At 70.0% G+C, this 24,549-nt stretch carries 22 protein-coding genes; 8 read left to right on the plus strand and 14 right to left on the minus strand.

The annotated features are described in order from the left end of the window. Nucleotides 1-231: 231 nt before the first annotated feature. Complete coding sequence (locus tag ACTIGN_RS02830) at nucleotides 232-1,626, minus strand: DUF1501 domain-containing protein (protein WP_439621111.1); 1,395 nt, start codon at nucleotides 1,624-1,626, stop codon at nucleotides 232-234. A 348-nt stretch (nucleotides 1,627-1,974) separates the two neighbouring features. Here ACTIGN_RS02830 and ACTIGN_RS02835 point away from each other — a divergent pair, with 348 nt between their 5' ends. The 3 genes from ACTIGN_RS02835 to ACTIGN_RS02845 all read left to right on the plus strand — a co-directional run bounded on the left by ACTIGN_RS02835 (nucleotide 1,975) and on the right by ACTIGN_RS02845 (nucleotide 6,796). Continuing rightward, the gene (locus tag ACTIGN_RS02835; RefSeq protein ID WP_439621113.1) at nucleotides 1,975-4,209 is read left to right on the plus strand and encodes a hypothetical protein; all 2,235 of its coding nucleotides are present in this window, start codon (nucleotides 1,975-1,977) and stop codon (nucleotides 4,207-4,209) included. A 194-nt stretch (nucleotides 4,210-4,403) separates the two neighbouring features. Then, entirely contained in the window at nucleotides 4,404-6,275 is a 1,872-nt protein-coding gene (htpG, locus tag ACTIGN_RS02840) for a molecular chaperone HtpG (RefSeq protein WP_439621115.1), read from the plus strand. Nucleotides 6,276-6,511: 236 nt separating this feature from the next. Further along, on the plus strand, nucleotides 6,512-6,796 hold the full coding sequence (locus ACTIGN_RS02845) for a hypothetical protein (RefSeq protein WP_439621117.1): 285 nt from the start codon (nucleotides 6,512-6,514) through the stop codon (nucleotides 6,794-6,796). A 105-nt stretch (nucleotides 6,797-6,901) separates the two neighbouring features. On the opposite strand, the gene ACTIGN_RS02850 is transcribed toward ACTIGN_RS02845, so the two are convergent. Beyond that, entirely contained in the window at nucleotides 6,902-7,168 is a 267-nt protein-coding gene (locus ACTIGN_RS02850) for a hypothetical protein (RefSeq protein WP_439621119.1), read from the minus strand. A gap of 190 nt (nucleotides 7,169-7,358) precedes the next feature. On the opposite strand from ACTIGN_RS02850, the gene ACTIGN_RS02855 reads away from it, so the two are divergent. Further along, the gene (locus ACTIGN_RS02855) at nucleotides 7,359-8,396 is read left to right on the plus strand and encodes a DUF3500 domain-containing protein (RefSeq protein ID WP_439621121.1); all 1,038 of its coding nucleotides are present in this window, start codon (nucleotides 7,359-7,361) and stop codon (nucleotides 8,394-8,396) included. 287 nt (nucleotides 8,397-8,683) lie between these two features. Then, on the plus strand, nucleotides 8,684-9,364 hold the full coding sequence (locus ACTIGN_RS02860; RefSeq protein WP_439621123.1) for a HEAT repeat domain-containing protein: 681 nt from the start codon (nucleotides 8,684-8,686) through the stop codon (nucleotides 9,362-9,364). 188 nt (nucleotides 9,365-9,552) lie between these two features. Here ACTIGN_RS02860 and ACTIGN_RS02865 read toward each other — a convergent pair whose 3' ends face one another. The 7 genes from ACTIGN_RS02865 to ACTIGN_RS02895 form a co-directional block, all read right to left on the minus strand. After that, nucleotides 9,553-10,341 (minus strand): SDR family NAD(P)-dependent oxidoreductase, encoded by a 789-nt coding sequence (locus ACTIGN_RS02865; protein ID WP_439621125.1) that lies wholly within the window; start codon nucleotides 10,339-10,341, stop codon nucleotides 9,553-9,555. Nucleotides 10,342-10,433: 92 nt separating this feature from the next. Continuing rightward, complete coding sequence (locus tag ACTIGN_RS02870) at nucleotides 10,434-11,153, minus strand: two-component system sensor histidine kinase NtrB (RefSeq protein ID WP_439621127.1); 720 nt, start codon at nucleotides 11,151-11,153, stop codon at nucleotides 10,434-10,436. Nucleotides 11,154-11,177: 24 nt separating this feature from the next. Beyond that, nucleotides 11,178-11,306 carry a hypothetical protein gene (locus ACTIGN_RS02875; protein WP_439621129.1) on the minus strand — a complete coding sequence of 43 codons (129 nt, stop codon included), beginning with the start codon at nucleotides 11,304-11,306 and terminating at the stop codon, nucleotides 11,178-11,180. 577 nt (nucleotides 11,307-11,883) lie between these two features. Next, on the minus strand, nucleotides 11,884-12,534 hold the full coding sequence (locus tag ACTIGN_RS02880; RefSeq protein WP_439621131.1) for a Uma2 family endonuclease: 651 nt from the start codon (nucleotides 12,532-12,534) through the stop codon (nucleotides 11,884-11,886). A 26-nt stretch (nucleotides 12,535-12,560) separates the two neighbouring features. Further along, nucleotides 12,561-14,813, minus strand: a complete 2,253-nt coding sequence (locus ACTIGN_RS02885; RefSeq protein WP_439621133.1) for a tetratricopeptide repeat protein — start codon at nucleotides 14,811-14,813, stop codon at nucleotides 12,561-12,563. Between the two features lie 81 nt (nucleotides 14,814-14,894). Next, complete coding sequence (locus tag ACTIGN_RS02890) at nucleotides 14,895-15,269, minus strand: hypothetical protein (RefSeq protein WP_439621135.1); 375 nt, start codon at nucleotides 15,267-15,269, stop codon at nucleotides 14,895-14,897. Continuing rightward, nucleotides 15,266-16,228, minus strand: a complete 963-nt coding sequence (locus ACTIGN_RS02895) for a DUF1559 domain-containing protein (RefSeq protein ID WP_439621137.1) — start codon at nucleotides 16,226-16,228, stop codon at nucleotides 15,266-15,268. The genes ACTIGN_RS02890 and ACTIGN_RS02895 overlap by 4 nt, the downstream gene beginning before the upstream one ends. 260 nt (nucleotides 16,229-16,488) lie before the next feature. Between ACTIGN_RS02895 and ACTIGN_RS02900 the strand changes: the two genes are divergently transcribed. Next, nucleotides 16,489-16,905, plus strand: coding sequence for a carboxymuconolactone decarboxylase family protein (locus tag ACTIGN_RS02900; protein WP_439621153.1), 417 nt, complete (start codon nucleotides 16,489-16,491; stop codon nucleotides 16,903-16,905). A gap of 82 nt (nucleotides 16,906-16,987) precedes the next feature. Beyond that, nucleotides 16,988-19,297, plus strand: coding sequence for a DUF4139 domain-containing protein (locus ACTIGN_RS02905; protein WP_439621139.1), 2,310 nt, complete (start codon nucleotides 16,988-16,990; stop codon nucleotides 19,295-19,297). Nucleotides 19,298-19,429: 132 nt separating this feature from the next. Here the strand turns inward: ACTIGN_RS02905 and ACTIGN_RS02910 are convergent, their stop codons facing one another. The 4 genes from ACTIGN_RS02910 to ACTIGN_RS02925 form a co-directional block, all read right to left on the minus strand. After that, on the minus strand, nucleotides 19,430-20,122 hold the full coding sequence (locus ACTIGN_RS02910; protein ID WP_439621141.1) for an SGNH/GDSL hydrolase family protein: 693 nt from the start codon (nucleotides 20,120-20,122) through the stop codon (nucleotides 19,430-19,432). Nucleotides 20,123-20,193: 71 nt separating this feature from the next. Further along, nucleotides 20,194-20,772 (minus strand): 3-keto-disaccharide hydrolase, encoded by a 579-nt coding sequence (locus ACTIGN_RS02915; RefSeq protein ID WP_439621143.1) that lies wholly within the window; start codon nucleotides 20,770-20,772, stop codon nucleotides 20,194-20,196. Nucleotides 20,773-21,160: 388 nt separating this feature from the next. Then, nucleotides 21,161-21,628, minus strand: coding sequence for a nucleoside 2-deoxyribosyltransferase domain-containing protein (locus ACTIGN_RS02920; RefSeq protein WP_439621145.1), 468 nt, complete (start codon nucleotides 21,626-21,628; stop codon nucleotides 21,161-21,163). Next, entirely contained in the window at nucleotides 21,625-22,605 is a 981-nt protein-coding gene (locus ACTIGN_RS02925) for an acyl-CoA desaturase (protein ID WP_439621147.1), read from the minus strand. The genes ACTIGN_RS02920 and ACTIGN_RS02925 overlap by 4 nt, the downstream gene beginning before the upstream one ends. Nucleotides 22,606-22,707: 102 nt before the next feature. On the opposite strand from ACTIGN_RS02925, the gene ACTIGN_RS02930 reads away from it, so the two are divergent. Beyond that, nucleotides 22,708-23,481 carry a CoA-transferase subunit beta gene (locus ACTIGN_RS02930; protein WP_439621149.1) on the plus strand — a complete coding sequence of 258 codons (774 nt, stop codon included), beginning with the start codon at nucleotides 22,708-22,710 and terminating at the stop codon, nucleotides 23,479-23,481. A gap of 8 nt (nucleotides 23,482-23,489) precedes the next feature. Here ACTIGN_RS02930 and ACTIGN_RS02935 read toward each other — a convergent pair whose 3' ends face one another. Further along, on the minus strand, nucleotides 23,490-24,293 hold the full coding sequence (locus tag ACTIGN_RS02935) for a TIGR02996 domain-containing protein (protein ID WP_439621151.1): 804 nt from the start codon (nucleotides 24,291-24,293) through the stop codon (nucleotides 23,490-23,492). Between the last annotated feature and the right edge of the window lie 256 nt (nucleotides 24,294-24,549).

The following is a 24,549-nucleotide window of genomic DNA, read 5'->3' on the forward strand; positions in this document are numbered from 1 at the left end:
CGCGAAGCGCGGCGACCTCTCCCCCGAGACCGGGGGCGAGGTGGGGCTCCCCGGTACCGCGCTCCGCTCGCCGCCCCGCACCGCTGGCGAGAGGCGCAGGGGCAACACCTCGCCCCCGGTCTCGGGGGAGAGGTCGCGACGAGGCTCTGCGAGTCGCGGGTGAGGGGGCCGAGCTACGACCTGTCCTCGGTCTGCAAATCTGTGTCCGTCTGCGGATCATCACTCTTTGGGTCATCCCCCGAGCGCCCCCGGGATGGGGTTCGGCTCGCCGAGCCGCGAGATCGCGCTCAGCGCCGGCTTGAGCCGCACCTGGCCCATGTCGAAAGTGGTGTGCAGGATCGTCGAGATCAGGTTCGGCGCGCCGACCGGGTCGGACGCGGGCTCGCCGCCGTCGCGGGTCGAGCGGCCGATCACCTTCCCGCGGGCCGCGCCGCCGCCGTAGAGCAGCAGCGGCGCGAGCTTGGCCCAGTGGTCGCGGCCGCCGGTCTTGTTGAGCCGCGGGGTGCGGCCCATCTCGCCGGTCGCCACGAGCAGGATCTTGTCGGACAGCCCGCGGGCCTCCAGGTCGTCGATGAACGCCGCGACCGCGTGGTCGAACGCGCGGCCGACCGCCTCCATGCCGTCCTTCACGTTCAGGTTGTTGCCGTCGGCGTGCATGTCCCACACGCCCTCGTACCCGGTGTGGACCGTCACGAACCCGCACCCGGCCTCGCACAGCCGCCGCGCGAGCAGCAGCGCCTTGCCCACCGACTTCGCGTGCCCGGTGTAGTACCCCCGCTTGCCGCGGGCCGACTTCTCCCAGTTGTGCTTCGCGGCGTACTTGGCCGTGTCGTACTTCGCGAGCACCTTCGGGTCCTCGCGGCTCAGGTCGAGCGCGCTGGCAACGGCCCCGCTCACGAGCACCTCGCACGCCTGCCGCTGGCCGCGGTCGAAGTCGCGGAGCTGCGAGTCGCCCTCGACGCCCTCGCGGAGGTCGTCGAACCCCGAGAGCAGCGCGCGGCGGTCCTTGAACCGGTCGGGGGCGAGGTTCAGCCGCAGGTCCTTCTGGAGCTGGCCGCCCTCGCCGGGGATGAACGGGGCGTAGGCCGCGCCGACGGCACCGGTCTGCGCGAAGTCGCCGCGGCCCTGGCCCTTCGCCACGTCCTTGCACACCGCCTGCGGGAACACGACGGCGTTCGTCGGCGTCGCGGTGACCGGGTGCGTCGCGCCGACGACCGACGAGTACAGCGAGCCGATGTTCGCGCTCTGCGTGTCCGGCCCGACGAGGGGCTGGATGTTGTGCCCGCCGTTGCCGGTCGCGAACGACCGCACAACGGTGAACTTGTCGGCCCGCGCCGCGAGCTGCTCCATCGTCTCGCCGAACACCACGCCGGGCAGGGCCGTCTTGATGACGCCGCCAACGGTGCGGATCTCGACGGGTTCGTCGGGCTTCGGGTCGAACGTCTCGAACTGGCTCGGGCCGCCCTGCTGGAACAGGAAGATGACCGACTTCCCGGTTTCGAGGGCCGGCGACGCGGCGCGTGCGGCGCAGAGCGACGACAGCGACAGGCCGCCGAGGGCGAGCCCACCCACGGTGAGGAACCGGCGGCGGTTCGGCTGGGCAGCGGAGGTGTGGACGGCGAGCATTGCGGGGTCTCGCGAGGCGGGAGGAGGCGCGGGGGCGGGACGGTCGCGGGCGGGCACAGGCTGGCAGACCTGCACCGGTATTGGAACACACGCGGCCGCCGCGAACAAGGCGCAGAAGCGGAAGGAGCGGGTCCGCTTTGGCCGATTGCCCAAACCGTTGGGAACCCGAATCCGCTCGCCCGCACGCACCGGGCCGCGTACCATCCGAATCCCGCCCGCCGCGTTCCCAGACACGAAGCCGTTGGCGTTGTTCCGCGAGGGGTCGGTGACACAGGCCTCTGACCTGTGCGCGCCAACACAGGCCAGAGGCCTGTGCCACCAGCACAAGAGGCCGATCCGGGTGCCGCCATGACGCAAATTCGCACGCTGCTCGCCGCGCTCGCGCTCGCGGCGGTCGCCGCCGACTTCAAGGACGTCGACCCCGGCGTCTTCCCGAGTGACGACCCGCGGGCCAAGGACCTGCCGAGAATGATGACCGCGGACGCACGGGCGCGGACGCAGGAGGCCAACCTCCGCGAGTCGAAGGCGTTCGCGGCCGTAGGCACGAAGGCGCAGTGGGAGGCGTACCGCGGCGCCCGCACCGCGGCCCTTCGTGCGTCGCTCGGCACGTTCCCCGAAGCGCCCAAAGACATCCGAGTGCAGGTGACCCGCGAACTCGCCGGCGACGGCTATCGGATTCACAACGTGCTGTACGAGTCACGGCCCGGCGTGTGGGTGTCGGCCAACCTGTACCTCCCCGCGAAGCCGGTCGCGAAGATGCCGGGCGTCCTGATCTCGACGGCGCACCACACGGCCAAGACGAACGGCGAACTCCAGGACATGGGAATGACGTGGGCGCGATCCGGGGCCGCGGTGCTGGTGCCGGACGCGTTCGGGTACGGCGAGCGCCGCCAGCACGACTTCCGCACCGACAAGGACTTCGACAAGCCGTTCCGCGCCGGCCGCCAGGACTACTACTTCCGGTACAACTCGAACCTGCAACTCACGGCGATCGGCGACGGCCTCATGGGCTGGATGGTCTGGGACCTGATGCGGGGCGTCGACGTGCTGTTGAAGCAACCCGGCACCGACCGCGAGCGCATCATCCTCCTGGGGGCGGTGGCGGGGGGCGGCGACCCGGCGGGGGTCACGGCGGCGCTGGACCCCCGGATCGCGTGCGTGGCCCCGTTCAACTTCGGCGGGTGGCAGCCCGAGTCGGCGGTGGCCGAGAACCCGGACCGCGACTTCGCGTGGTTCGGCGACGCCTACTGGGAGAGCACCCGCGGGCTGCGGTTCGGGGCGCGCGACGGGTTCGCCCACTTCGCGATCGTCGGCAGCGTCGCGCCGCGAAAAGTGATCTACGGGCACGAGTTCACCTGGAGCGCCGACCGCGACCCTTCGTGGCAGCGGCTCCAGAAAGTGTTCGGCTTCTACGACGCGAGGGCGGGCCTCGTTCCCGTTCACGGCAAGGGGAGCGTGAAGGGGCCGGGCGGCCCGGAGAACACGCACTGCACGCACATCGGCCCGGTCCACCGTGCCGGCATTTACCCGCTGCTCAAGGAGTGGTTCGGGATGCCGGTGCCGGTCGAGTACAGCACGCGCCGCACGAGCGACGAGCTGATGTGCTGGACCGACGAGGCGCGGGCCGAGTTGAAGCCGCGGCCGGTCCGCGAGGTGATCGCCGAGCTTGCCGTGCAGCGCCGCACGGCCGCGCTCGCGAAGCTCCCCGCAAACCAAGGCGAGCGCCGCGAGGCGCTCCGCAAGCTGTGGGCCGGCGCGCTCGGCAACATCGAGCCGCTCACAAACCCGAAGGTGGTTGCCGGCGCGACGGATGACGTTCCTTGCGGCACACTCGCGCGCTTCGCACTTGAGACAGACGCCGGGATCACCGTTCCGCTGCTGCTGATCACGCCGAAGGATGCGAAGGGACCGGTGCCCGCGGTCGTCGTGGTCTCGCAGGCCGGGAAGCAGGCGTTTCTGAAGGAGCGAAGCGAGGCACTGGCGGCGCTCCTCAAGGCCGGGGTCGCGGTGTGCCTCGTGGACGTCCGCGGGACCGGCGAGACGCGGACGGGCGACGGAGCGGGCCGCGGGAGTTCGCGGACGTCGGTCTCGCAGGCCAACCTGATCCTCGGCCAGCCGGTGTTGGGCGCGCAGCTCCGCGACCTGCGAACCGTGACCCGCTGGCTCGCGGCCCGCGACGGCATCGACGGTTCGCGGCTCGCGGTGTGGGGCGACTCGTTCGCGCGTGTCAACCCGCCCGACGCGAGGCTCGCGGTGCCGCTCGACGCGGACGGCCCCGCGATCAGCGAGCCCGGCGGCGCGAGCCTCGCGCTGCTGCTGGGCCTGTTCGAGGACGGCGTCGTCGCGGCGTACGCCCGCGGCGGCCTCGACCCGGCCGAGACGTTCTCCGGCAGCGCGTACCTGTACGCCCCGCACGACGCGGTCGTCCCGTCGCCGGTTCAGGCCGCGACGCTCGCACCGCTGCTCGGCAAGCCGGTGACGTACGACGCGCCGGTCGACGCGCAGAACCGCGCGACCGGTGACAGGGCGATGTCACCGGCCGACGCCGCCGGGTGGGTGGCCGGCAAGCTGCGGGGGAAGTGACGGACCGGGGTGGCGCGGCGCAGCGGGCGCCCGGCCCGCGTGGCCGCCCCTCACTCGCCGCGACGCGCGACGGTTGCGACAGCCGAGATGCGGAGCGTGTTCCGTGGTCCGGCCCAGCCGGGCGCGGCCGAACGGCGGCCCACGCCCCTACAATAACGGCACGTGCCCCCGGTTCCCCACGGAGACTCTCCGACATGGCAGAAACGCTCGAATTCAAGGCCGAACTCAAGCAACTCCTCCACCTCATCACGCACTCGCTGTACTCCGACCGCGAGATCTTCCTCCGCGAACTGATCTCGAACGCGTCGGACGCGATCAACAAGGTGCGGTTCGACTCGCTCTCCAACGCCGACAAGATGGAGGGCAACACCGACTGGAAGATCAAGCTCACCCCGGACGCCGAGAAGAACACGCTCACCATCTCCGACAACGGCGTCGGCATGTCGCGGGCCGAGGTGATCGAGAACCTGGGCACCGTCGCGCAGTCCGGCACCAAGGCGTTCCTCGAAGCGGCCAAGCAGGCCGGCAAGGCCGCCGAGACGCCCGGCCTCATCGGCCAGTTCGGCGTCGGGTTCTACTCCGCGTTCATGGTCGCCGACACGGTCACGGTCGTCACGCGGCCGCTCGGCAGCGCGCCGGGCGACGGCACCCGGTGGGTGTCCGACGGGCAGGGCCAGTACACCCTCGAAGCGACCGAGAAGCCGACCCGCGGCACCGACATCACCCTGCACCTGAAGGACGACGCGAAGGAGTTCCTCGAACCGTACCACCTCCGCGGCCTCGTGCGGAAGTTCTCCGACTTCCTCGAGTTCCCGGTCGTCATGGACTCCGAGAAGGAGGTCGACGGCAAGAAGGAGGTCACCGAGGAGACGCTCAACAGCCGCAAGGCGATCTGGCTCCGCAGCAAGAGCGAGGTGAAGCCCGAGGAGTACGCCGAGTTCTACAAGTCGCTGTCGCACGACGCCGAGCCGCCGGCCGAGGTCATCCACTACGCGGCCGAGGGGAAGACCGAGTTCCGCGTGCTCGCGTTCGTGCCCGCGACCAAGCCGTTCGCGTTCGACTGGCAGGAGCCGGTCGCCGGGCTGCGGCTGTACGTCCAGCGCGTCCTCATCATGGAGCGGTGCGAGCAGGTGCTCCCGCCGTACCTGCGGTTCGTGAAGGGGGTCGTCGACTCGGCCGACCTGCCGCTCAACGTGTCCCGCGAGCTGCTCCAGCAGAACCCGCTGCTCGACGCGATCCAGAAGAGCGTCGTCAAGAACGTGCTCGACACGCTCGCGGGCATGAAGAACATCGAATACGACAAGTACCTCGCGTTCTACAAGGGGTTCGGCCCGACGCTCAAGGAGGGGCTGAGCCGCGACTGGGCGAACCGCGAGAAGATCGCCGACCTGCTGCTGTTCGAGAGTGCGGGCACCGAGGCCGGGAAGTTCACCACGCTCGCCGACTACGCCGCCAAGATGCCGGCCGACCAGACCGACATCTACTACCTCACCGGCGAGACCGCGGAGCAGTTGCGGAAGTCGCCGTACCTCGAAGCGTTCCGGGCCAAGGGCCGCGACGTGCTGCTCCTCACCGACCCGGTGGACGAGTTCACCCTGCCGAGCCTCGGCACGTACAAGGGGAAGCAACTCAAGGCGGCGGACCGTGGCGACACCGCGACCGGCGACGAGGTGCCCGCGGAGGCGAAGGAGCAGTTCGCCGGGGTGCTCGCGTACCTCAAGGGGCAGCTCCCCGAGGTCGCCGACGTGCGGCTCACGACGCGGCTCACCGAGAGCGCCGCGTGCCTCGTCGCCGACGGCGGCGCGGTCAACGCCCACCTCGAGCGGATGATGGAGAAGATGGGCCGCGACACCGGCGCGAACAAGCGGGTGCTGGAGCTGAACCCCGCGAACGCCGCCGTCGTGGCGCTCAGGGACCGCCACGCCGCCAACGCCGCCGACCCGCGGCTCGGGGGGTACGCCAGGCTGCTGTACGAGCAGTCGCTGATCGCCGAGGGGTCGTCGGTCCCGGACCCGGTCGCGTTCGCGAAGCGGGTCAACGACCTGATCGCCCGCGACGCCGGGTGACATTCATTGGTGGGGCAGGCATTCCTGCCCGCCTCGTCGCGTGACCGGAGGCAGGCAAGAATGCCTGCCCCACCGCAGCACAACCCGCCCGACCGCGACGGCCCGTACTCGGCCGTGAAGTTCTTCCTGACGCACCGGTTGGCGCGTCCGGAATTTTTTGACACCCGCGGGGGAAGGTGGTTTAGAATCGTGCCGGGCGCACGACGCGCCGGACCGACCCGAGGGGATTGCCCACCATGTTCACCCTCCTTGCCGCTGGCGGTGCCGCCGCCGCCGCCCTTCTGCTCGCCGTCAAGCCCGCCGAGTGCGACGCACCGACCGCGACCAAATCGGCCGCCCCGCTCGGGCCGGTCGAGATCACCGGGGGAGCGGCCATCCCGAAGCCGCCCGCGTGGAACGAGCGCGTCGTCGCGAGCCTGAGCGACGCGCACGACCTGCTCGACGCGCTCGAGGCGCGGGGCGTCGCCGAGCGCGAGTTCGAGGTGCTGGGGAAGGTCGGGTTCGTGGTGCGGTGGCGGTGACTTCACGATAAGCACGAAACTCGAAGCACGAAATCCGAAACGAAGACCCCGGCGTTGGGTGTCTTGCTTTCGGATTTCGTGCTTCGAATTTCGTGCTTTCCTGTGTCAGTGTCCGAACGGCTCGCGGCCCGAGAGGAACGACAGGGCCACCAGCAGGAACAGCAGGTTCGCCAGCGCCACCGCCAGGAACAGGACAGCGAGCCGCGTCAGGTCGTACACCACCGTCGGCCGGTACGGCACCGGCTCGGGCGGGAGCGGGGCCGGCGGGTCGGGGGCCGGGGCGGGCCGCTGGACCCGCGCCTTGACCGCGGCCGGCAGGCCGTCCCACCACCCGCTCGAACTGCCCCCGTCGTGCTGGTTCCGCGTCACCATCCGAGGCACCTCCCGGCGTTGCGGAGAGTACCCCCATCATACCCCGGTCCGGGCCGCGGTGGTATTCGGAACTCGCACCCGGCGCTTCCCATTTGCGAACCGGTCGCGTATCCTCAGAGTGCTCGTGACCCGACGACCCGCTCCCCCCATGCCGGCGCGGCGACCGCCCGCGGCACGGAGACCCCCGCACATGATCCGCATGCGCCTCGCCGCCCTCACCCTCACCGCCGCCGCGTTCGCGGCCGTCGCCCTCGTGGGCGAGGAGACCCCGAAGACGTCCGCCGGCCGGATGCAGCAGGCCGCGACCAAGTTCCTCGCCGCCGCGCCCGCCGAGGTGAGGGCCCGGGCCAGCTTCGCCTTCGACGACCCGCACCGCCTCAAGTGGTACTTCACCCCGCAGCAGGACAAGGAAAAGAAGTTCACCCGCAAGGGCGCGCGGCTCGAGGAGATGGCCGCCGAGCAGAAGGCCGCCGCGATGGCGCTGCTCCGCACCGGGCTCTCGGAGAAGGGGTACGAGACCGCGACCACGATCATCGGCCTGGAGAACCTGCTCCTCGAACTCGAAGGCTCGAAGGGGGCCATGACCCGGAACCCCGGGTGGTACTTCGTCAGCGTGTTCGGCGACCCGTCGGCGACCGGCAAGTGGGGCTGGCGGTTCGAGGGGCACCACCTGTCGGTGAACTACACGCTCGACAAGGGCGAGGTGGTCTCGGCCACGCCGCTCTTGGTCGCGTCGAACCCGGCCGAGGTCAAGGACGGCCCGAAGAAGGGGCTGCGGCCGCTGCCGGGGATCGAGGACCACGCCCGCGCCCTCATCAAGTCGCTCTCCGCCGACCAGAAGAAGGCGGCCGAGCAGCCGAAGGAGTTCGGCGAGATCAAGGAGGGGCAGCCGAAGGCCGGCGTCGGCGACCCGGTCGGGGTCACCTCCGACAAGCTGACCGCCGAGCAGAAGGCGACGCTCCAGAAGCTCCTCGACGCCTACACCGAGCGGATGCCCGAGGACCTCGCCGCGGCCGAGACCAAGCGGGCCAAGGACACCCCGGCCGACAAGCTGTTCTTCGCGTACTGGGGGAGTACGGAGCCGGGCAAGCCGTACACGTACCGCGTGTACGCCCCCGAGTTCGTGGTCGAGTTCCTCAACGTTCAGGCCGACGCCGCGAAGAACCCCGCGAACCACATCCACAGCGCGTGGCGGCGGCTCCCGGGCGACCTCGGGATCTCCGAATGAGGATTGCGGTCCGGGTCAGATGGGGCGCGGGTTGATCTCCCGCCCCAGCCGAAACATGTCGGAGCAGCCGATTTCCAGCTCTGCTCGGGGTGTGAAATTACTCCGTCCCGGTAATTTCGCCGCCCCCGAGACCGGTCCGCAGCGATTGTGCTGGAGAAATCGGACAGTGGGTGCGTGGTGACCAGAAACGCGCCCTAGATTCCAGGGGTGACCTCATTCCGACGGACTCGCCACCGCCCATCATTATCGGCCCGGTGCCCGTCATACGCCCAACCTCGCCGAAGCTCATGGAACCGCTGTCACCGCAGGTGATGCACAAGCTGGTGTTCACGATCCTCGTGCACGGTCTCCCGGACGCCCAGACGGGGTTGGCCCTGGACGTCCTCCTCGACGCGCAATCGAACCCGAACCCGCAGGTCCGGGAACTCGCCGTGGTGGCGCTGGCCGAGTTGCCCGTGGCCCCGGCCCGCCGCGTGACCGGCCTGGTGAACGCGCTGCGCGACCCGTCGTCCCGCGTCCGCCGGCGCGCGGCCCGCGCGCTGGGCGACTTCGGCGTCTACGCCCTGCCCGCGATCCAGGCGCTCACGACCGCGCTGCGCGACCCGGACCCGAGCGTCCGCCGCGACGCCGCCGGGTCGCTCGGGCGGTTCGGCCCGTCGTCGGCCAGCGCCGTGCCCGCCCTCGTGCCGATGCTCGGCGACCCGGAGACGCGGACCCGCGTGGTGGTCGCCACCACCCTGAAGCGGATCGGCGGGCTCGCCATCCCGGGGCTGCTCGTCGGGTTCCGCTACCCGGACCCCGAACTCCGCGCCCGCGTCACGACGCTCATCGCCAAGATCGCCCCGCAGGACGACGCGGTGATCGCCGCGCTCCGCGAGGCGACCGCCGACCAGAACGAGGAGGTCCGCACCCGAGCCAGCGAGGCGCTCGACGCCGTCACCATCCCGCTCGCAACCGCCGGGATCTGAGTGGTAAAGTCGAAGTGGGTGCGGTGGTGGGCGCGAGGTTAACGTGGTCTCCCCCCACCCGCCGCGAAGCGCGGCGACCTCTGTCCGTATGCACGGGGCGAGGGCGCGACCCGGCGCTGCGGGCCGCGGGTGAGGGGCAACCGCGATCGTTTCTCACCCGTCACGTCATCTCATGCAGCCGCGCTCTCTCAAGCCTTCCCCCGTCTCTTATCTTGAAGCGACCGCACGGCGCGGATCACGACCCCCCGCGGAAGGAACCGCTCCGCGAAGATCAGCAGCTTGTTCTTGAACCCCGTGACGACGAGCGATTGGCCGCGGCGCATCGCCCGCACGCCGGCCTCCGCTACGGGGCGCGTGGCCGCGGCGGTCCCCGGCTCGAACTGGCTCAGCGACTGCACCCCGGCGACCGTCGCGAACTCGCTGACCGTTGGCCCCGGGCACAGGCACGTCACCGTCACCCCGGTCCCCTCGAGTTCGTTCGCCAGCGCCGCGGAGAACGAGTTCACGAACGCCTTGGTCGCGTAGTACACCGCCATGAACGGACCCGGCTGGAACCCGGCGACCGACCCGACGTTCAGGACGCGCCCGCGGCCCCTCGCCCGCAGCCCCGGCACGAACAAGCCGGTGAGTTCGGTGAGTGAGGCGACGTTCACCTGGATCATGCGGAGCATCTTCGCGAGGTCCGCGTCCGCGAACGGCCCGAGGTCGCCGAACCCGGCGTTGTTCACCAGTACGTCGATCTCCAGCCCCGCGGCGGCGACCGCGTCGAACAGCTTCCGCGGCCCGGTGGGCTCGGACAGGTCGGCGGTGACGACACGACACGTCGCCGGCGCGAGTTCCGCGGCGAGGGCGCGCAGCTCGGGCTCGCGACGCGCCGAGAGGATCAGGTCATGGTCCGCGGCGAGGATCCGGGCGATCTCCCGGCCGATGCCGGCACTCGCGCCGGTGATCAGAGCGACGGGGCGGGACGAACTCATGGGTCTCCTCGGGTCTGTCTCTGGTGGGGCAGACATTCCTGTCTGCCTCCGTCTGCCTCACGAGGCAGGCAAGAATGCCTGCCCCACCGCACTCACGCGCCTGGGGTCGCCGGCAGGCGGATGGTGAACTTCGTGCCGCGGCCGGGTTCGCTCTGCACGTCGATGGTGCCGCCGTGGGCGAGCACGATCTTCCGCGTCGTCGCCAGCCCGAGGCCGTGGCCGTTCGCCTTCGTCGTGTGGAACGGGCGGAACAGCTTCGGGAGCTGGTCGGCCGCGATGCCCTGGCCGGTGTCGATGACGTCGAGGCACACCCAGTCGCGGTCGGCGGCCCGTTCGAGCCGCCCAATGAGCGTGAGCGTGCCGCCGTCGGGCATCGCCTGCTCGGCGTTGAGCATCAGGTTCAGCAGGCACAGTTCGAACAGGTCGCGGTCGAGGCTCACCGTGGGCAGGTCGGCCGCGGGGTACCAGGTGATCTCGACCTTCTGTTGGCGGGCGGTCGGCGAGAGGAAGTCGACCACGCGGGAGACGACGGTGTCGAGCGGGGTGGCCTCGGGATCGATCGTCTGTGCTCGGGCGAACCGCATGAAGTCGGACGCGAGGTCGACGAGCTTCTGGCACTCGCCCTGGAGCCGCTCGATGCGGCGGACGGCGCGGCGCTCGCGGGGCGTCTCCGGGGTCTCGAAGTCCTCGGCGAGGAGCTGGACGTTCAGCGACAGCGCGTTGACGCGGTTCTTGATCTCGTGGATGAAACCGCCGGCGACCTCGGCGAGTTCGGTCGTCGGGGGTGCGGGCGGTGGCGACGGGTCGGACACGACAACTCCACCGGCGGGGGAAGGTCACTCCTTCCCCAACAGCATATCGACGACCCAGCACCCGCGGACGTGCGGCCCCGCCCCGCGGCAGTGATCGAGGACCTCGGCGCTGTCGCAGCCGGCGTCCTGGGGCGCATCGGCGAGAATCGGCATCGCGGAGAAATCCCGCGCCTCGTACATCTGCTGCGCCAGCGCGACGGCCGTGGACGTGCGCCACTCGGGCGCGAACGCAACGGGGCGGAACGGGTTCCCGAAGATGTCGCGAACCAGACCAGAATGAGCAGCAATTTCCTGATCAGGGGTGCCCGACTGACCGCTTCGGTCTGCCGCAACCGTGCGACGGCCAAGTTCGGCTAAGTCGAGAACCCTCCCGGGTTCAGAAGTTCCCCAACGGAGAAAGCCTGAAACCTCGTAAGCAAGTTCAGCAGCACCTTTGAGAACTCCAAGCGGAGCTTCATAACACGCATCTTCTGGAGCAGAGCGGCGAAGTGTTCGGGGCCAGTGTTGCCCAAGGTCTTCTGGGTCGTCGGCGAGGGACTGAGTGTATTCGACCGCGGCTCGGCTCCTATGGTCTGACATCAGATGCCATAGTCGGTGACAAAATGCGACAGCCAAGAGAGCCAGCTTCCGCCGGCTAACCCCGTTGCCGTCATCGAGACAGCCGACCATTTCTCGCAAGTCTGACTTGGTGTGCAACCATTCTTCCTCGGTCATCGCTCGGCCCTCGCGGTCACGGCAGCAACTCGGCGACGCGGACGGTTGCGGTCGGTGCGGCGAGCGGGGCAACGGTGTCGGTCTCGCCGTGGACGACGTGCGTGCGGTACACGGTCGCGCCGAGACCCGTCGGCAGCGTCACCGGGTCGGTGAAGACGTGAAGTTGCCGGTGCTGGATGTCGATCACCCAGTATTCCGGCACCTTCGCGGTGGCGTACAGTTCGGCCTTCGTGGTCGTGTCGAAGAACAGGGTCGAATCACTCACTTCCACGATCAGGATGGCCGTTGTGGGCGTGCGTGCCGCGTAATCGCGGGCGGCCCCCGCAACGATTGCGAGATCGGGGCCGGGGTCGGTCTCGGTGCCGATGTCGAAACCCTGTTGGTTGCGAACGTAGTGCCCGGCGGGGCAGTTCGGACGCAGGTAGTCGAACGCGAGCGTCATCACCACGTCGTGCGGGGGGTTGGGCATCGTCATGACGTACAGCACCCCGTTGACGAGCATGGTCTTTTTGTCAGTGAATAAGCCCGTCTTGTAGAGTTCGCGGTAGCTTTCGAGCGTCCAGCGATGGGGGGTCCAGCCAGCGGTTGGGGCGGCGGGCGGTGCGGCGGCCCCCGCAGCGGGGGCCGGCGACTGTCCAAGTGGCGGACTGATTGTGCCAGCGGTCATGGCGTTCTCCCTCTTGCTCGTCTGCTTCACGGGACGCGCTTGAGCTTGCGCTTCACCTCGTCGAGGCGGCCGTCGCGGCGGGCGCGGACACCGGCCCGGGTCTCGGCTTCGCTCAGTTCGACGCTGCGCTCCCACGCGGCCCGCGCCTTGGCCCTGTCCCCGAGGCGGAACAGCACGTCGCCCAGGTGGTCCCACACGACCGGGTCGGCCGCGCCCGACGCCAGCGCTGCGGCGCGTTCCAGCTCGACCCGGGCCTCGGCGTGCTGCCCGCGGCGGAACAGCACCCAGCCGAGGCTGTCGAGGTACGCGGCGCTCTCGGGCTCGGCGTCGCCGGCCTTGCGGCGGGCGAGCCGGTCCGCGGCGACCGCGTGCCGCACGAGCCGCTCGGCCTCGGGCAGGTCGCGCCCCTGGTCGGCGAGGTGGAACCCGAGGTCGTTCGCGGCGGCGGCGTGGTCCGGGTCGGCGTCGAGGATCGCCCGCAACTCGGCCTCGGCCTCGGCGGCCTTCTTCGCGCCCCAGTACGCCCCCGCCAGCGCGTACCGCACGCCGGCGCGGTCGGCCCGCGCCGGGAACTCGTCGAGGAGCTTCTTGCCGAGGTCGATCGCGGCGTCCCACTTCCCGAGGGCGCGGAGCACGTGGACCTTGTGGACGCGGACGGTGAGGCGGTCGCCGTCGGCCGTCTGCTGAATGCAGAGGTCGGCGGCCGCGAGCGCCTTCTCTTCTTCGCCCAGGTCCGCGAGCGCGCCCGAGAGGTAGTAGTTGAAGTAGTGCGGGGCGAGCGGCAGGTTCGAGTTCTCAATGGCCTGGAGCGCCTCGCGGCACACCCGGGCGACGTCGGCCGGCTTGCGGGCCGCGGTCAGCACCGTGAGCAGCGCCCCGTAGGCGTCGCCGACGGTCTCCCGGTTCGCGTTGCGCACGGCCGCCTGGAAGTGGAACGCGGCCAGTTCGAGTTCCCGCTGGCGGGCCGCGAGTTGGCCGAGGAAGTAGTGGACGCCGTGGGTCCGCTTCGTGCCGGTCTCGGCGTCGGCGGCCGCGGCCCCGAGCAGCGCGACCACCGCGGCCCGGTCGTCGCGGACCACCGCGGCCACGGCCCGCGCCTTCTCCGCCGCGAACTCGCGCGCCGCGGCGAGTTCGACCGGGTCCACCGGCTTGTCGGTCTTGTCCTTGTCCTTGAGCACGCCGAACGCGCGGTCCAACTCGGCGACGACCTCGCGGGGGCGGTTCAGCTCCAGGTGCGACCGGACGACGACCTCGACGACCTTCGGGTCGTTGGTCGCGGCCATGAGCGCTTTGAACCGGGCGTCGGCCTCGCCGCGGGTCTGGTGCCGGCGCGCGAGTTCGGCCGCGAGGACCGCTTCGAGCGGCCGGTTCTTCGGGTCCGCGTCGAGCAGGCGGCGGAGCGCCGGGGCGATGTCGGCGTCGCGGCCGGCGTCGCGGAGCAGGGCGGCGAGCCGGGCGTACGGGTCGGGCGACACCGGCCGCAGCTTGAGGAACTGTTCGAGGTGCTTGAGCGCGCCGTCGAACTCGCCCTTCGCTTGAAGCACGCCCGAGAGGTGCCACGCGAGCAGGGCGGCCGACGCGGAGTCGTTCGCCCGCAGCGGGTCGGCGTAGAGCTTCGCGGCCGCCGCGAACGCCTCGGCCGCCTCGTCGAACTTGCGGAGCCGGGTCCGCACCTTGCCGAGCCGTTCGAGGCACTCGGCGGCGGCGGTGTCGGCCCCGCGGGGCGAGAACCCGCCGGCCGCGATCACTTCCCTGCGCCGGTCGGTGAGCCACTCGACGGCCCTGCGGAGCGCGGCCTCGGCGCCGGCCGGGTCGTCCGCCTTCTCGCAGAGCGTGGCGAGGTCGCGGTAGATTGCGACGGCCTTGTCGGCGCGGCCCGCCGGCAGCGGCCCCTCGGTCGCGAGTTTCGCGGCGGCGACGGCCCCCTTTGGGTCGCCCGCGTCGAACAGCAACTTCGCCAGCGCGTGCGCGATGTCCACGTCCCGCGGGTCGCGGGCGAGCACCTGCCGCGCGACGCGGATCGCCTCGGGCTCGCGGCCGAGTTGGGTGTAGGTGCGGACGAGTTCGCGGAGCGGGGCGGTGGCGTCGGGGTCGGCCCTGGCGGCCGCTTCGAGCTGCGCGGCGGAGGTGAGGAGCCGCTCGCGGCGGGCGTTCCACACCGCGAGGCCGAACTTCGTGACTGCGTCCTTGTGAGCGTCGCCCGCCGTCGGGAGCCGCGGCCCCGACGGATCGACCGGCGGGGCCGCGAGTGCGAGCGCGACGAGCAGGCCGGGTACCATCGGGTGACCTCCGCGGGGCGGTGGAGCAACCGACGGATTCTACCGGCCCCGCTCGGGCGTGCCAACGCGAACCGCACCGGGCTACGGCTTCGCGGGCACGTCGAACGCCAGCGTGCTGCCGCCGGGCGGAACCTCGGCAGTCGTCTCCCACGGCTTGAACGCCGTGGCCGCCAGCGCCTTGTCGGACCCGGAGCCGAGCATCGGCGGGCCGACCCGCACGCGGTACGTCCCGGGAACGACGGCGTGATCGGGCGGCAGCGCGAACGCGCCGTTCTCGACCGGGGCCGTCGCGCCGGGGCCGGTGGTGCCGGCGCCCGCGTCGGGCTCGAACGTGACGTAGCCGGCCGGCAGCGGCGCGCCGTTGCGGGTGACCGTGCCCGAGACCGGGACCGGCTTCGACCCGCACCCGGCCGCGGCGAGCGCGAGGGCACCCGCGAGCATTCGGAGGTGGGTCACGGGGCCCCCCCGGCCGGGAGGCCGTCGGCCGCCGCGCCGAGCTGGCGGTGGACGTTCAGGTCGAGCGAGTTGGGCAGGAACCGGACGCTCCCGTCGCACATCGCCGCGTTGCACCCGCCGGTGTGGAAGCTCCCGAACGTGCGGCCCACCGGGGCCTCGTGCGAGCGGACCGAGGAGCCCGTGTAGTCGGCCAGCCCGCAGCACGGCTTGTTGATCGGGTCCACGGCCGCGGTGATGTTGGTGTAGTACCGCCAGGTGGACTGGAGGAACGCGCCGGCCGACCAGAACCCCTGCTTGTTCGCGCCGTCCGAGCGGGTGTCGATGACCATGTACTTGCTCTCGGCGAGCAGGTACGTGTTCGTGGTGCCGTCCGTGATGTCGGTGAACCGGGTCCGCGAGTTCAGAAACGAGACCCCGTTCGAGAACAGGATGAACTCGGCGTAGTTGTCCGACACGCACCCGCTCGCGGTCGGCGCGCCGCCCCCGGCCACCGCGAGGTAGCTGGAGAAGTTCGTGCCGGCCATCCGCGGGTCGCTCGGGCAGTGGAACCCCGGCATCACGGTCGTCTGGGCCGCGTAGTTGACGGCCCCGGTGTTGTGCTCGCGGTTGATGGCGAAGCTCGCCTTCTCGTTGAACTTCGCGAACAGCGCGCCCTGCTCGATGTACGGCAGCAGCGCGACGCTCCACGGGGTGCGGGCGTCGGACCACGGGTTCGACTGCGCCGGGCACGACCCGGTCAGGTTGGCGACCTCCTGCCCGGCCGGGAGCCGGCTGTACACGTCGTGCGCCGCGTGCATCGCCAGCGCGAGCTGCTTGATCTTGTTCGAGCACTGGGTGCGTGCGGCCGCCTCGCGGACCTTCTGCACCGCGGGCAGCAACAGGCCGATGAGGATCGCGATGATGGCGATCACCACCAATAACTCAATGAGCGTGAACGCTCGGGACCGTGGGGAAGGCATAATAGGAACCCAGAGAGGAAAGATGGATACCCACCGAACGCGGGCGACGGGGCGAGGGCGACCGGGTCAACGGTCTGACACTAGCATAGCACCGTAACCCCTGTCTGCGCCGGACTTCCCGCCGGAGGAACGTGCAAACGTTCTCTCGCCCGGAGCATCCTCATCGGGGGCGGCCTCCGGCGGCCGGGCGGCCCACGCACCCGCCGGGCTATACTTTCTGCTCCCTGTCCCGACGAGGAGCCGTCATGTCCACGCCACGCATCGCCACCGTCGCGCCCGTTCCGGAAGCGGCCGCCACCGGCACGGTCGCCGCGGTCTACGCCGACATCAAGGCGACCAAGAACATCACCTTCGTGCCGAACCTCTGGCGCGTCCTGGCGACGAACCCGGACCACCTCGAACTCGTCTGGTCGCGGCTCAAGGCGACCATGCACCCCGAGGCGACCGGCCGCACCTCGAAGCTCGACCCGCTGACCCGCGAGATCATCGCGCTGGCCGTGAGCGCGACGAACGGGTGCGCCTATTGCGTCAACTCGCACACCGCCGCGGTCCGCAAGCTCGGGCTGAGCGTCGAGGCGCTGGGCGAGGTGATGGCCGTGGTCGGGCTGTTCAACACGACCAACGCGCTGGCCGACGCCTACCAGATCGAGCCCGACATCCTCCCGCCGCTGGAGTGAAGATCGTCGCGGGCGGCCAACGACGGGGGCGGGGCGGCGTTACACTCTTCGTCCCGCCCGCCCCTTTCCCGCGAGGCCGCTCATGCGACCGTTCGTGATCCCCCTCGGCGCGCTGTCGTGCGCGCTGCTGTTCCTCGCCCCGGCCGTTCGCGGCGAGCCCGAGATGCCCGCGAGGGCCGCGGCCGCCGACGCCAAGGCGGTGCCGGCCGCGGACCTGCCCGTCACCCGGATCGTCCTGTTCAACGCCGGCATCGGGTACTTCCACCGCGAGGGCGAGGTCACCGGCGACGCCCGCGTGGACCTGCGGTTCGACGAGGCCGACGTCAACGACCTGCTCAAGAGCCTCGTCCTCACCGACGCCGGCGGCGGCAAGCCGAGGGCGGTCACCTACGACAACCGGCTCCCGGTCGAGTACGCCCTCAAGGGGTTCGCGGTGGACGTGACCGAGAACCCGAGCATGGGCCAACTGCTGCACCAGGTCCGCGGCGAGAAGATCGAGGTCGCGGACAAGTCCGGCACCACGCTCACGGGGCAGATCGTCAGCGTCGAGAAGCCCCAGGCCGGCCCCGCGGCCGCGGCCGCGCCCGACGAGAGGATCAACCTGCTCACCGACGACGGGCTCCAGACGGTCGAACTCAAGCAGGTGAAGAAGCTCAAGTTCGTGCGGCCGGAACTCCAGGCCGAGTTCAAGAAGGCGCTGGAGGTGCTCGCCGCGTCGCGGGGCGACAACAAGAAGACCGTGTCCGTGGCGTTCGGCGGCAACGGCAAGCGGCGGGTCGCCGTCGGGTACGTCACCGAGGCGCCGCTGTGGAAGACGAGCTACCGGCTCAAGATCGACGAGAAGGGGGCGGTGCGGCTGCTGGCGTGGGCGACGATCGAGAACACGACCGACGAGGACTGGAAGGAGGTGAAGGTGTCGCTCGTGAGCGGCCGCCCGATGACGTTCCAGATGGACATGTACGACCCGCTGTTCGTCCCGCGGCCGACGGTCGAGCCGGAACTGTTCGCGTCGCTCCGCCCGCCGATGTACCAGGGGAACCTGAACCCGACCGGCATGGGCATGGGCGCCGGTGTGAACCCGGGCCAGGGGAACCTCGGGTTCGGGGCGGGCGGCCTGGGCGTCGGCGGCGGCCAACTCGGCCAGTTCGGGAACTTCCAGGGCGGGAACTTCCAGGGCGGGAACTTCCAGGGCGGGCAGTTCGGCAACCAGGGCGGGCAGTTCGGCATCCAGGGCGGGTTCGCGAACCCGGCACCGTACCTCCCGCGGGTGCCCCGGCCCGACGTCCGCACGCTCTACGGCCAGCGGCTCACGTTCGAGGAGTACCTGGGCCGCAGCCGCGGCACCGTCCCGCCCGCGGCCGACCCGGACCGTCCGGCGGCGAAGACGATCCGCGACCCGCTCGACAAGCAGGGCGGGGCGCTCGCGGCCGCCGAGGGCGGGGAACTGTTCGAGGTGGCGATCGACGGCCCGGTCACGCTCCCGCGGCAGAAGTCGGCGCTGGTCCCGATCCTCGACAAGGAGGTGACCGGCTCGCGGGTGAGCATCTACAACCCGACCGTGCTGGCGAAGCACCCGCTGCTCGGCCTGCGGGTCAAGAACGCCACCGGGACGCCGCTCGCCCAGGGGCCGGTCGCGGTCTACGACGCGGGCACGTTCGCGGGCGACGCCCGTCTCCCCGACGTCCAGAAGAACGAGGAGCGGCTCATCAGTTACGCCGTGGACCTCGCCACCGAGGTCGTGACAACGGAGAAGCCCAAGGTGGGCACTGTCGAGGTCGTGAGGGTGGTGCCGGGGAAGGTGTCGGCGCAGACGCGGTGGAAGTGGCGGACCGAGTACGTGATCCGCAACCGCGACGCCCGCGACCGCACGGTCATCATCGAGCACCCGCGGGTCGGCGACCGCAAGCTCGTGACCCCGGTCCGGCCCGCCGAGGTCACGCGCAGCTTCACGCGGTTCGAGGTGCCGGTGAAGGCCGGTGCGCGGGAGACGCTGGAGGTGACCGAGGAGTCGGAGTCGGGCGAGGCGCACGCGCTCGACGGGGCGAACACCGAGACGCTGCTCTACTACTCGAAGATGGACGCGACGAAGCCGGCGGTGCGGGCGGTGCTCGCGAAGTTGCTCGAACTCCGCGGCAAGCTCGAAGACACCCGGGGCGGGATCGCGGCCGAGCACGCGGCGCTCAAGGAGATCGCCGACGACCAGGACCGCATCCGCAAGAACATCGAGCGCGCCCCGAAGGAGTCCGAGGCGTACAAGCGGTACGTCAAGAAGTTCGACGACCAGGAGACCGAGATCGAGAAGCGCCAGGCCAAGGTGAAGGAGCTGCGGGCCGACCTGGCGAAGCACGAGGCGGCGCTCAAGGAGTACGCCGCGACCGCGAAGGCGGAATGAGTGTCTGAGAGTGTTGGGTGTTGGAGAGTGTTGGGAGTGTTGCTGTGTTGAGAGTGTTGGCTCTGATCCGCGACGAACTTGAGCCAACCGCAACACTCTCCAACACTCCCAACACAGAAACACTCTCCCGCGTTACTTGTCCAGCACGCCGAGGATGGTCTCGGCGACGAGCTTGTTGCCGGCGTCGTTCAGGTGGACGCGGTCGCCGGTCAGGACGCCCTTCTCCTTGTCGTCAGCGTTGTTCTTCGCGAGGTGGTCGGCGAACGCCTTCCGCAGGTCGCACAGTTGCGAGCCGGTGTCCTTCGCGACCTTGCGGCTGATCTCCGCGTACTCGTCGAGCTTGGCGTCGAGGGCGTTGGTGCCGCTCTTCTTCTCGCCGATCACCGTCGGGGTGCAGAGGATCACGCGGGCCTTGGTCTCCTGGATCTTGCCGATGATCTCCTTCAGCCCGGCCTCGAACTTGTCCGGCGTGGTGCCGCGGGCCGGGTCCTTCTCGCCGTGCCACACGTCGTTGATCCCGATGTAGATGACCACGACCGTGGGCTTCTTCGCGAGAACGTCCTTCTCCAGCCGCCGCTGCAGGTCGGGCACCTTGTTGCCGCTGATGCCGGCCCCGATCACCTCGATCGCGAGGTCCTTGTGCTTCTCGGCGAGCGCGTTCTTGATGACGGTGACGTACCCCTTCGGGCCGACGCCGCCCTGGGTGATCGAGTCGCCGAGGAACACGATCTTGTCGGCCTTCTTGAGCGGCTCGTCGGCCGCACACGCGGTCGGGACCGCGAGGGCGAACGCGGCGAGGGCGAGGAGCGGGTTGCGCAGACGCATGGGAGTTGCCTTTCGGTGGGAGATTGACGTTCGAGCCACGGGGGGGAACCCCGTGGCTCGCCGGGGTGATCTTACTTGATTTCCTTGAGGCGGATGTTGCGGTACTCGACCGTGTCGCGGTCGGCCTCCAGGCCGATCGGGCCGGTCGCCGGCACCTTCATCGCCGCGTTGAGCACCTCGCCGTTGCAGGTGCAGTGGGCGACCTCGCCCTTCACCACGACGACGATCTCGTTCCAGTCCTGCGGCTTGTACTTCTTCAGTTCCTTGTACGGCCCGGCGACGAGGTAGTCCCGAACCTGGAGCTGCGGGCCGCGGACGAACAGCCCGCTGTCGGCGTTCACCGCCGCCCGGAACTCCAGCCGCAGCTCGAAGTCCTTCCCGAACTTCTCGGTGGTCCAGAGCTGCGCGGTGCCCTTGCCGGGGTTCACGACGAGCACCCCGTCCTTGGCCGAGTACCGCTTGTCGGACGCCTCGGTCTTGCCGTCGAACGCCTCGAACTTGTCCTTGGTCTTGTACCCCCAGCCGGTGAGGTCCTTGCCGTTGAACAGCTCGACGGTGCCGGGCTCGGGCTTCTTGTCGTCGGCCCGCGACGCGGGCACGCCGGCGGCGACGCCCAGCGCGAGCGCCAGGCCGGAGAGGGAGCGGAGCATGTGTGAGTCTCGTGAGGGGGGCAGGCGGCGGGCGGGTTCGGACCCTGGGACAGTGTCGGGACCGGGGCCGGAACATTCAACGATTTTCTTTCGCGAAGGCCGGTCGGTGGCCCCGCCCGGGCGGTCCCGGCTGGCCGGCGAGCAATCAGCGTGGTTGGCGAGCAAGCAGGCTTGTGACCAGTCGAGAACCAGCGCCGGTCGAGGGTGCGTCCCAAAAGGGTTGTGGTGCGGTGTGCGGAGCGAGCGGAAGTGCCCGTAAAAAAAAGAATGGGTCGCTGGGGACCACCCCCAGCGACCCATCCGCCCAAGCCTCCAACGGAACCTTGCGATTCCGTCAGGGGTTGCCATGCCGAAATGGAATAAAGCACGCCCCGTGCCAATTCGCGGATCACGCCGATTGGCGAGCCGCGAGCCACCCACGAACCTGCTCGGCGAGATCCCAAACGCTGGTGGTGACCTGGACCTCGGGGCGGGCGAGGCGGAGTTGAATCTCGACGTCGAGTTTGCGGGCGTAGGCCGGGTCGGTGCCGACGAACAGCGCCTGCTCGCGGACCTGGACGCGGCCGCCGAGTTCGAACAGCGCGATGGGGCAGAGCGTCTCGGGCGGGAACCAGAACAGGATCGCCGTGGCCCGGTGCAGGTGCCGGAACTCCCACTCGATCTGCGCGGCCGCGGCGCTGGGGTCGTGCCACGGGTAGTTCGCCCGCCGCGGGTTCAGCAGCGTGACGGGCACGTCGGAGAGTCGGCCGACGACCTGCTGCTGCCAGTCGGTCGTCCCGCTGATGCCGCCGGCGAGGAACACGCTCGGCCCGGGGCCGTCGTACTCCTGCGGCGCCTCGACCACGGTGGCACTCATGGCGTTCCCGTCTTGTCTGCCGTCTCCTTGTCTCCCCCTCTCCCGGTTTCCTCTTTCTTTCCGGCGATGTGCTTCGGCACCTTAACGGGCACCACGTCCCACGCGAGGCCGACGAGTTGCAGCGCACGCACGGCGGTGAACGTCAGGTCGACCTCCCACCAGCGGTGCCCCTGCGAGCACGCCCGCGGGGTCGCGTGGTGGTTGTTGTGCCAGCCCTCGCCGTTGGTCAGCAGCGCCACGACCGCGTTGTTCCGGCTCCGGTCCGACGTCTGGTAGCTGCGGTAGCCCCACCGGTGCGCCGCGGAGTTCACCAGCCAGGTGATGTGCCACACGTACACCGTCCGCACCAGCACGCCCCACACGAACACCTGCGTGCCGAGTTGCACCGCCGCCTCGGTCGTGTCCTCGATCAGGAACCCGAGCCCGAAGCCCGCGGCGGCGATCAGCAGCGCGTGGGCGACGTACACCAGGATCCACTTGTTCCCGCGGTGGAGCCAGCGGAGGAACGGGTCGGTCATCAGGTCCGGGATGTACTTCTCGAACGTCGACAGCGACCGCTGCCGCGGGTCGGCGGTGTAGATCCACTGCATGTGGCCCCAGAAGAAGCTCTCCCTGGGAGTGTGCGGGTCGCCGGAGTCGTCGCTGTGCTGGTGGTGGATGCGGTGGACGCACACCCACCACAGCGGCGACCCCTCCAGGCTGCACACCCCGCACAGCACCCAGAGCCGTTCGAGGAAGGTCGGGAACGTCGCGGCCTTGTGGGTCAGCATCCGGTGGTAGCCGAGGTTGATCCCCATCGAGCCGAAGATGAAGTTCCCGACGAGGACCAGCGGGATGCCCCACCACGCGAACACGTAGGGCGTGAACGCGGTCAGCGCGAGCAGGTGGACGGCGACGAGGGTGGCCAGGAACCACACCACGAGCTTCGGGCGCGGCAGCACGGGCGCGACCGGCAGGACGGCAGGAGCGGTACTCACTGTGTCAGCGTCTCGTGAGGATTGCGGGCGGACGGAATCCAGTTAAGAATAGGCGACCGAGCGGCGTGTGTCAGCGCGAACTCGGAGCGAGGGAGGGGCCCCATGCCGTTCACGTCGATGGAACTGATGATCTGCTGTGCCGCCCGGGAACTCGAGGACGGCAAGACCGTCGCCGTCGGCACCGGGCTCCCGTGCGCCGCGGCGATGCTCGCGCAGCGGACCCACGCGCCGAACCTGGTGATCCTGTTCGAGGCCGGCGGCGTGGCCCCGCAACTGCCGACGATGCCGGTGAGCGTCGGCGACAGCACCACGTTCCACCGGGCGGTGATGGCCACGTCGATGGCCGACGTGATGCAGTTCTGCCAGCGCGGCATGGTCGACTACACGTTCCTGAGTGGCGCACAGATCGACCCGTTCGGGAACCTGAACTCGACGTTCATCGGCGGCACGCACGACAAGCCGAAGGTGCGGCTGCCGGGCAGCGGCGGCGCGAACGACCTGGCGTCGTTCTGCTGGCGCACGCTGATCGTCATGAAGCACGACGCGAAGAAGTTCGCGGCCAAGCTCGACTTCCTCACCACCCCCGGCTACCTGACCGGCCCCGGCGCGCGCGAGGCGGCCGGCCTGCCGGCCGGCACCGGCCCGCACCGCGTCATCACCGACCTGTGCGTGCTGGACTTCGCCCCCGAGACAAAAAGGATGCGCGTCAAGAGCCTCCACCCCGGCCGGACTCTGGAGCAAGTCCAGACCGCGACCGGCTTCGAGCTGGAGGCGTGCGACCCGCTGACAACGACCGTCGAGCCGAACGAGGAGCAACTCCGCATCCTGCGCACGGAGGTCGATCCAGGGCGCTACATCTTGGGGCGGGCGGGGTGAGGCCCGGATCACCGTGGCCGCATCAGATTCGGTATTGCCACGCCTGCTTGATGACGAGTCACCTGTCCGTCCTCAAGCCAGACCCAGCGTGGTGTCGAGTGCGAGTTCGCTAGGTCGGGGCACCAAGCCGAGAAGCCTGCAACTTGATCGAATTTCCGCACAGCGCATCGGCTCCGCTTTTTTGCAATGTGAAACCGCCGAGCAGTGTCTAATTCAGTCACCTGATCGGTCCGTACCACGAGAACTAACCAACTTCCTCGACACAGATGCCGCTCAAGTTGGGGCGGGTTCGGCGTCAACAGCTCAAGTTCTCCCTGATTTGGGTAGAAGCCCTTGAGTTGGAGGCGACACGTTGGCGTGTGGGGGACGGACAACAGGTCCGCCAGCGGGATCTCCGGGCCTTGTGGGACGATTGTGACTACTGAGGGAGGAGTCTTCAACTGAAACAGTGGAAGGTGGTTCTCAATCAGTTCCATCGGCGCACACGTCAGTTCCTCGACAAAGCCACGTCGGAAGAAGATGTTCTTGCGTCCCCATAGCTCAAACGGCTCGGCCCAGGTATTCCAGTTGCGAGCCAGCAGTTCCGCTTCGCGACCCAACCTCGCCCACTCGTCGGCGTAGCGATCCAACAAGAGTTGAGCCAGCCCTGCAGGCCAATCCCGCATTACGCAAGCCCGGGCGACCTGTAGCCGGATGAATTCGGCACGTTCCGCCTGCCCGTTCTCGTCGAGCCAGTCGGCGTAGATCAGGCGCGGCGTGTCGTCGTCGGGGTTGGCGATGATCGCCGCGAGCAGCGCGTCTCCGTCGCTCATGTCGGTCCCCGGGCGGGTGGGATCAGACGGTCCCGTCGGCACCGGGTCGGTCGCGGGGCTGAGGACAACCGACCTCGATGCCGAAGGGCGTCGTTCTGGTATCGCACCTCGCACGGGTTCAGTCAATACGCCGCGAGCATTGGCGGCGGGGCGCCGCGCCCGCCCGGTCGCCGGCCCGCCCTCGACCTGAACCGTGGTGTCCGGGTCCGAGCCCGAGCGCCGAGCGAGGGTCCACGTGAACCCTCGCTCGGCGCTC

Origin of the sequence: Gemmata sp. (assembly GCF_051859125.1) — a bacterium.
GTDB lineage: Bacteria > Planctomycetota > Planctomycetia > Gemmatales > Gemmataceae > Gemmata.

Bases quoted from the DNA above. Each gene is read 5' to 3' on its own strand.
- ACTIGN_RS02830 (WP_439621111.1), bottom strand. From the start codon at position 1,626: ATGCTCGCCGTCCACACCTCCGCTGCCCAGCCGAACCGCCGCCGGTTC.
- ACTIGN_RS02835 (WP_439621113.1), top strand. From the start codon at position 1,975: ATGACGCAAATTCGCACGCTGCTCGCCGCGCTCGCGCTCGCGGCGGTC.
- htpG (WP_439621115.1), top strand. From the start codon at position 4,404: ATGGCAGAAACGCTCGAATTCAAGGCCGAACTCAAGCAACTCCTCCAC.
- ACTIGN_RS02845 (WP_439621117.1), top strand. From the start codon at position 6,512: ATGTTCACCCTCCTTGCCGCTGGCGGTGCCGCCGCCGCCGCCCTTCTG.
- ACTIGN_RS02850 (WP_439621119.1), bottom strand. From the start codon at position 7,168: ATGGTGACGCGGAACCAGCACGACGGGGGCAGTTCGAGCGGGTGGTGG.
- ACTIGN_RS02855 (WP_439621121.1), top strand. From the start codon at position 7,359: ATGATCCGCATGCGCCTCGCCGCCCTCACCCTCACCGCCGCCGCGTTC.
- ACTIGN_RS02860 (WP_439621123.1), top strand. From the start codon at position 8,684: ATGGAACCGCTGTCACCGCAGGTGATGCACAAGCTGGTGTTCACGATC.
- ACTIGN_RS02865 (WP_439621125.1), bottom strand. From the start codon at position 10,341: ATGAGTTCGTCCCGCCCCGTCGCTCTGATCACCGGCGCGAGTGCCGGC.
- ACTIGN_RS02875 (WP_439621129.1), bottom strand. From the start codon at position 11,306: ATGCCGATTCTCGCCGATGCGCCCCAGGACGCCGGCTGCGACAGCGCC.
- ACTIGN_RS02880 (WP_439621131.1), bottom strand. From the start codon at position 12,534: ATGACCGCTGGCACAATCAGTCCGCCACTTGGACAGTCGCCGGCCCCC.
- ACTIGN_RS02885 (WP_439621133.1), bottom strand. From the start codon at position 14,813: ATGGTACCCGGCCTGCTCGTCGCGCTCGCACTCGCGGCCCCGCCGGTC.
- ACTIGN_RS02895 (WP_439621137.1), bottom strand. From the start codon at position 16,228: ATGCCTTCCCCACGGTCCCGAGCGTTCACGCTCATTGAGTTATTGGTG.
- ACTIGN_RS02905 (WP_439621139.1), top strand. From the start codon at position 16,988: ATGCGACCGTTCGTGATCCCCCTCGGCGCGCTGTCGTGCGCGCTGCTG.
- ACTIGN_RS02910 (WP_439621141.1), bottom strand. From the start codon at position 20,122: ATGCGTCTGCGCAACCCGCTCCTCGCCCTCGCCGCGTTCGCCCTCGCG.
- ACTIGN_RS02915 (WP_439621143.1), bottom strand. From the start codon at position 20,772: ATGCTCCGCTCCCTCTCCGGCCTGGCGCTCGCGCTGGGCGTCGCCGCC.
- ACTIGN_RS02920 (WP_439621145.1), bottom strand. From the start codon at position 21,628: ATGAGTGCCACCGTGGTCGAGGCGCCGCAGGAGTACGACGGCCCCGGG.
- ACTIGN_RS02930 (WP_439621149.1), top strand. From the start codon at position 22,708: ATGCCGTTCACGTCGATGGAACTGATGATCTGCTGTGCCGCCCGGGAA.
- ACTIGN_RS02935 (WP_439621151.1), bottom strand. From the start codon at position 24,293: ATGAGCGACGGAGACGCGCTGCTCGCGGCGATCATCGCCAACCCCGAC.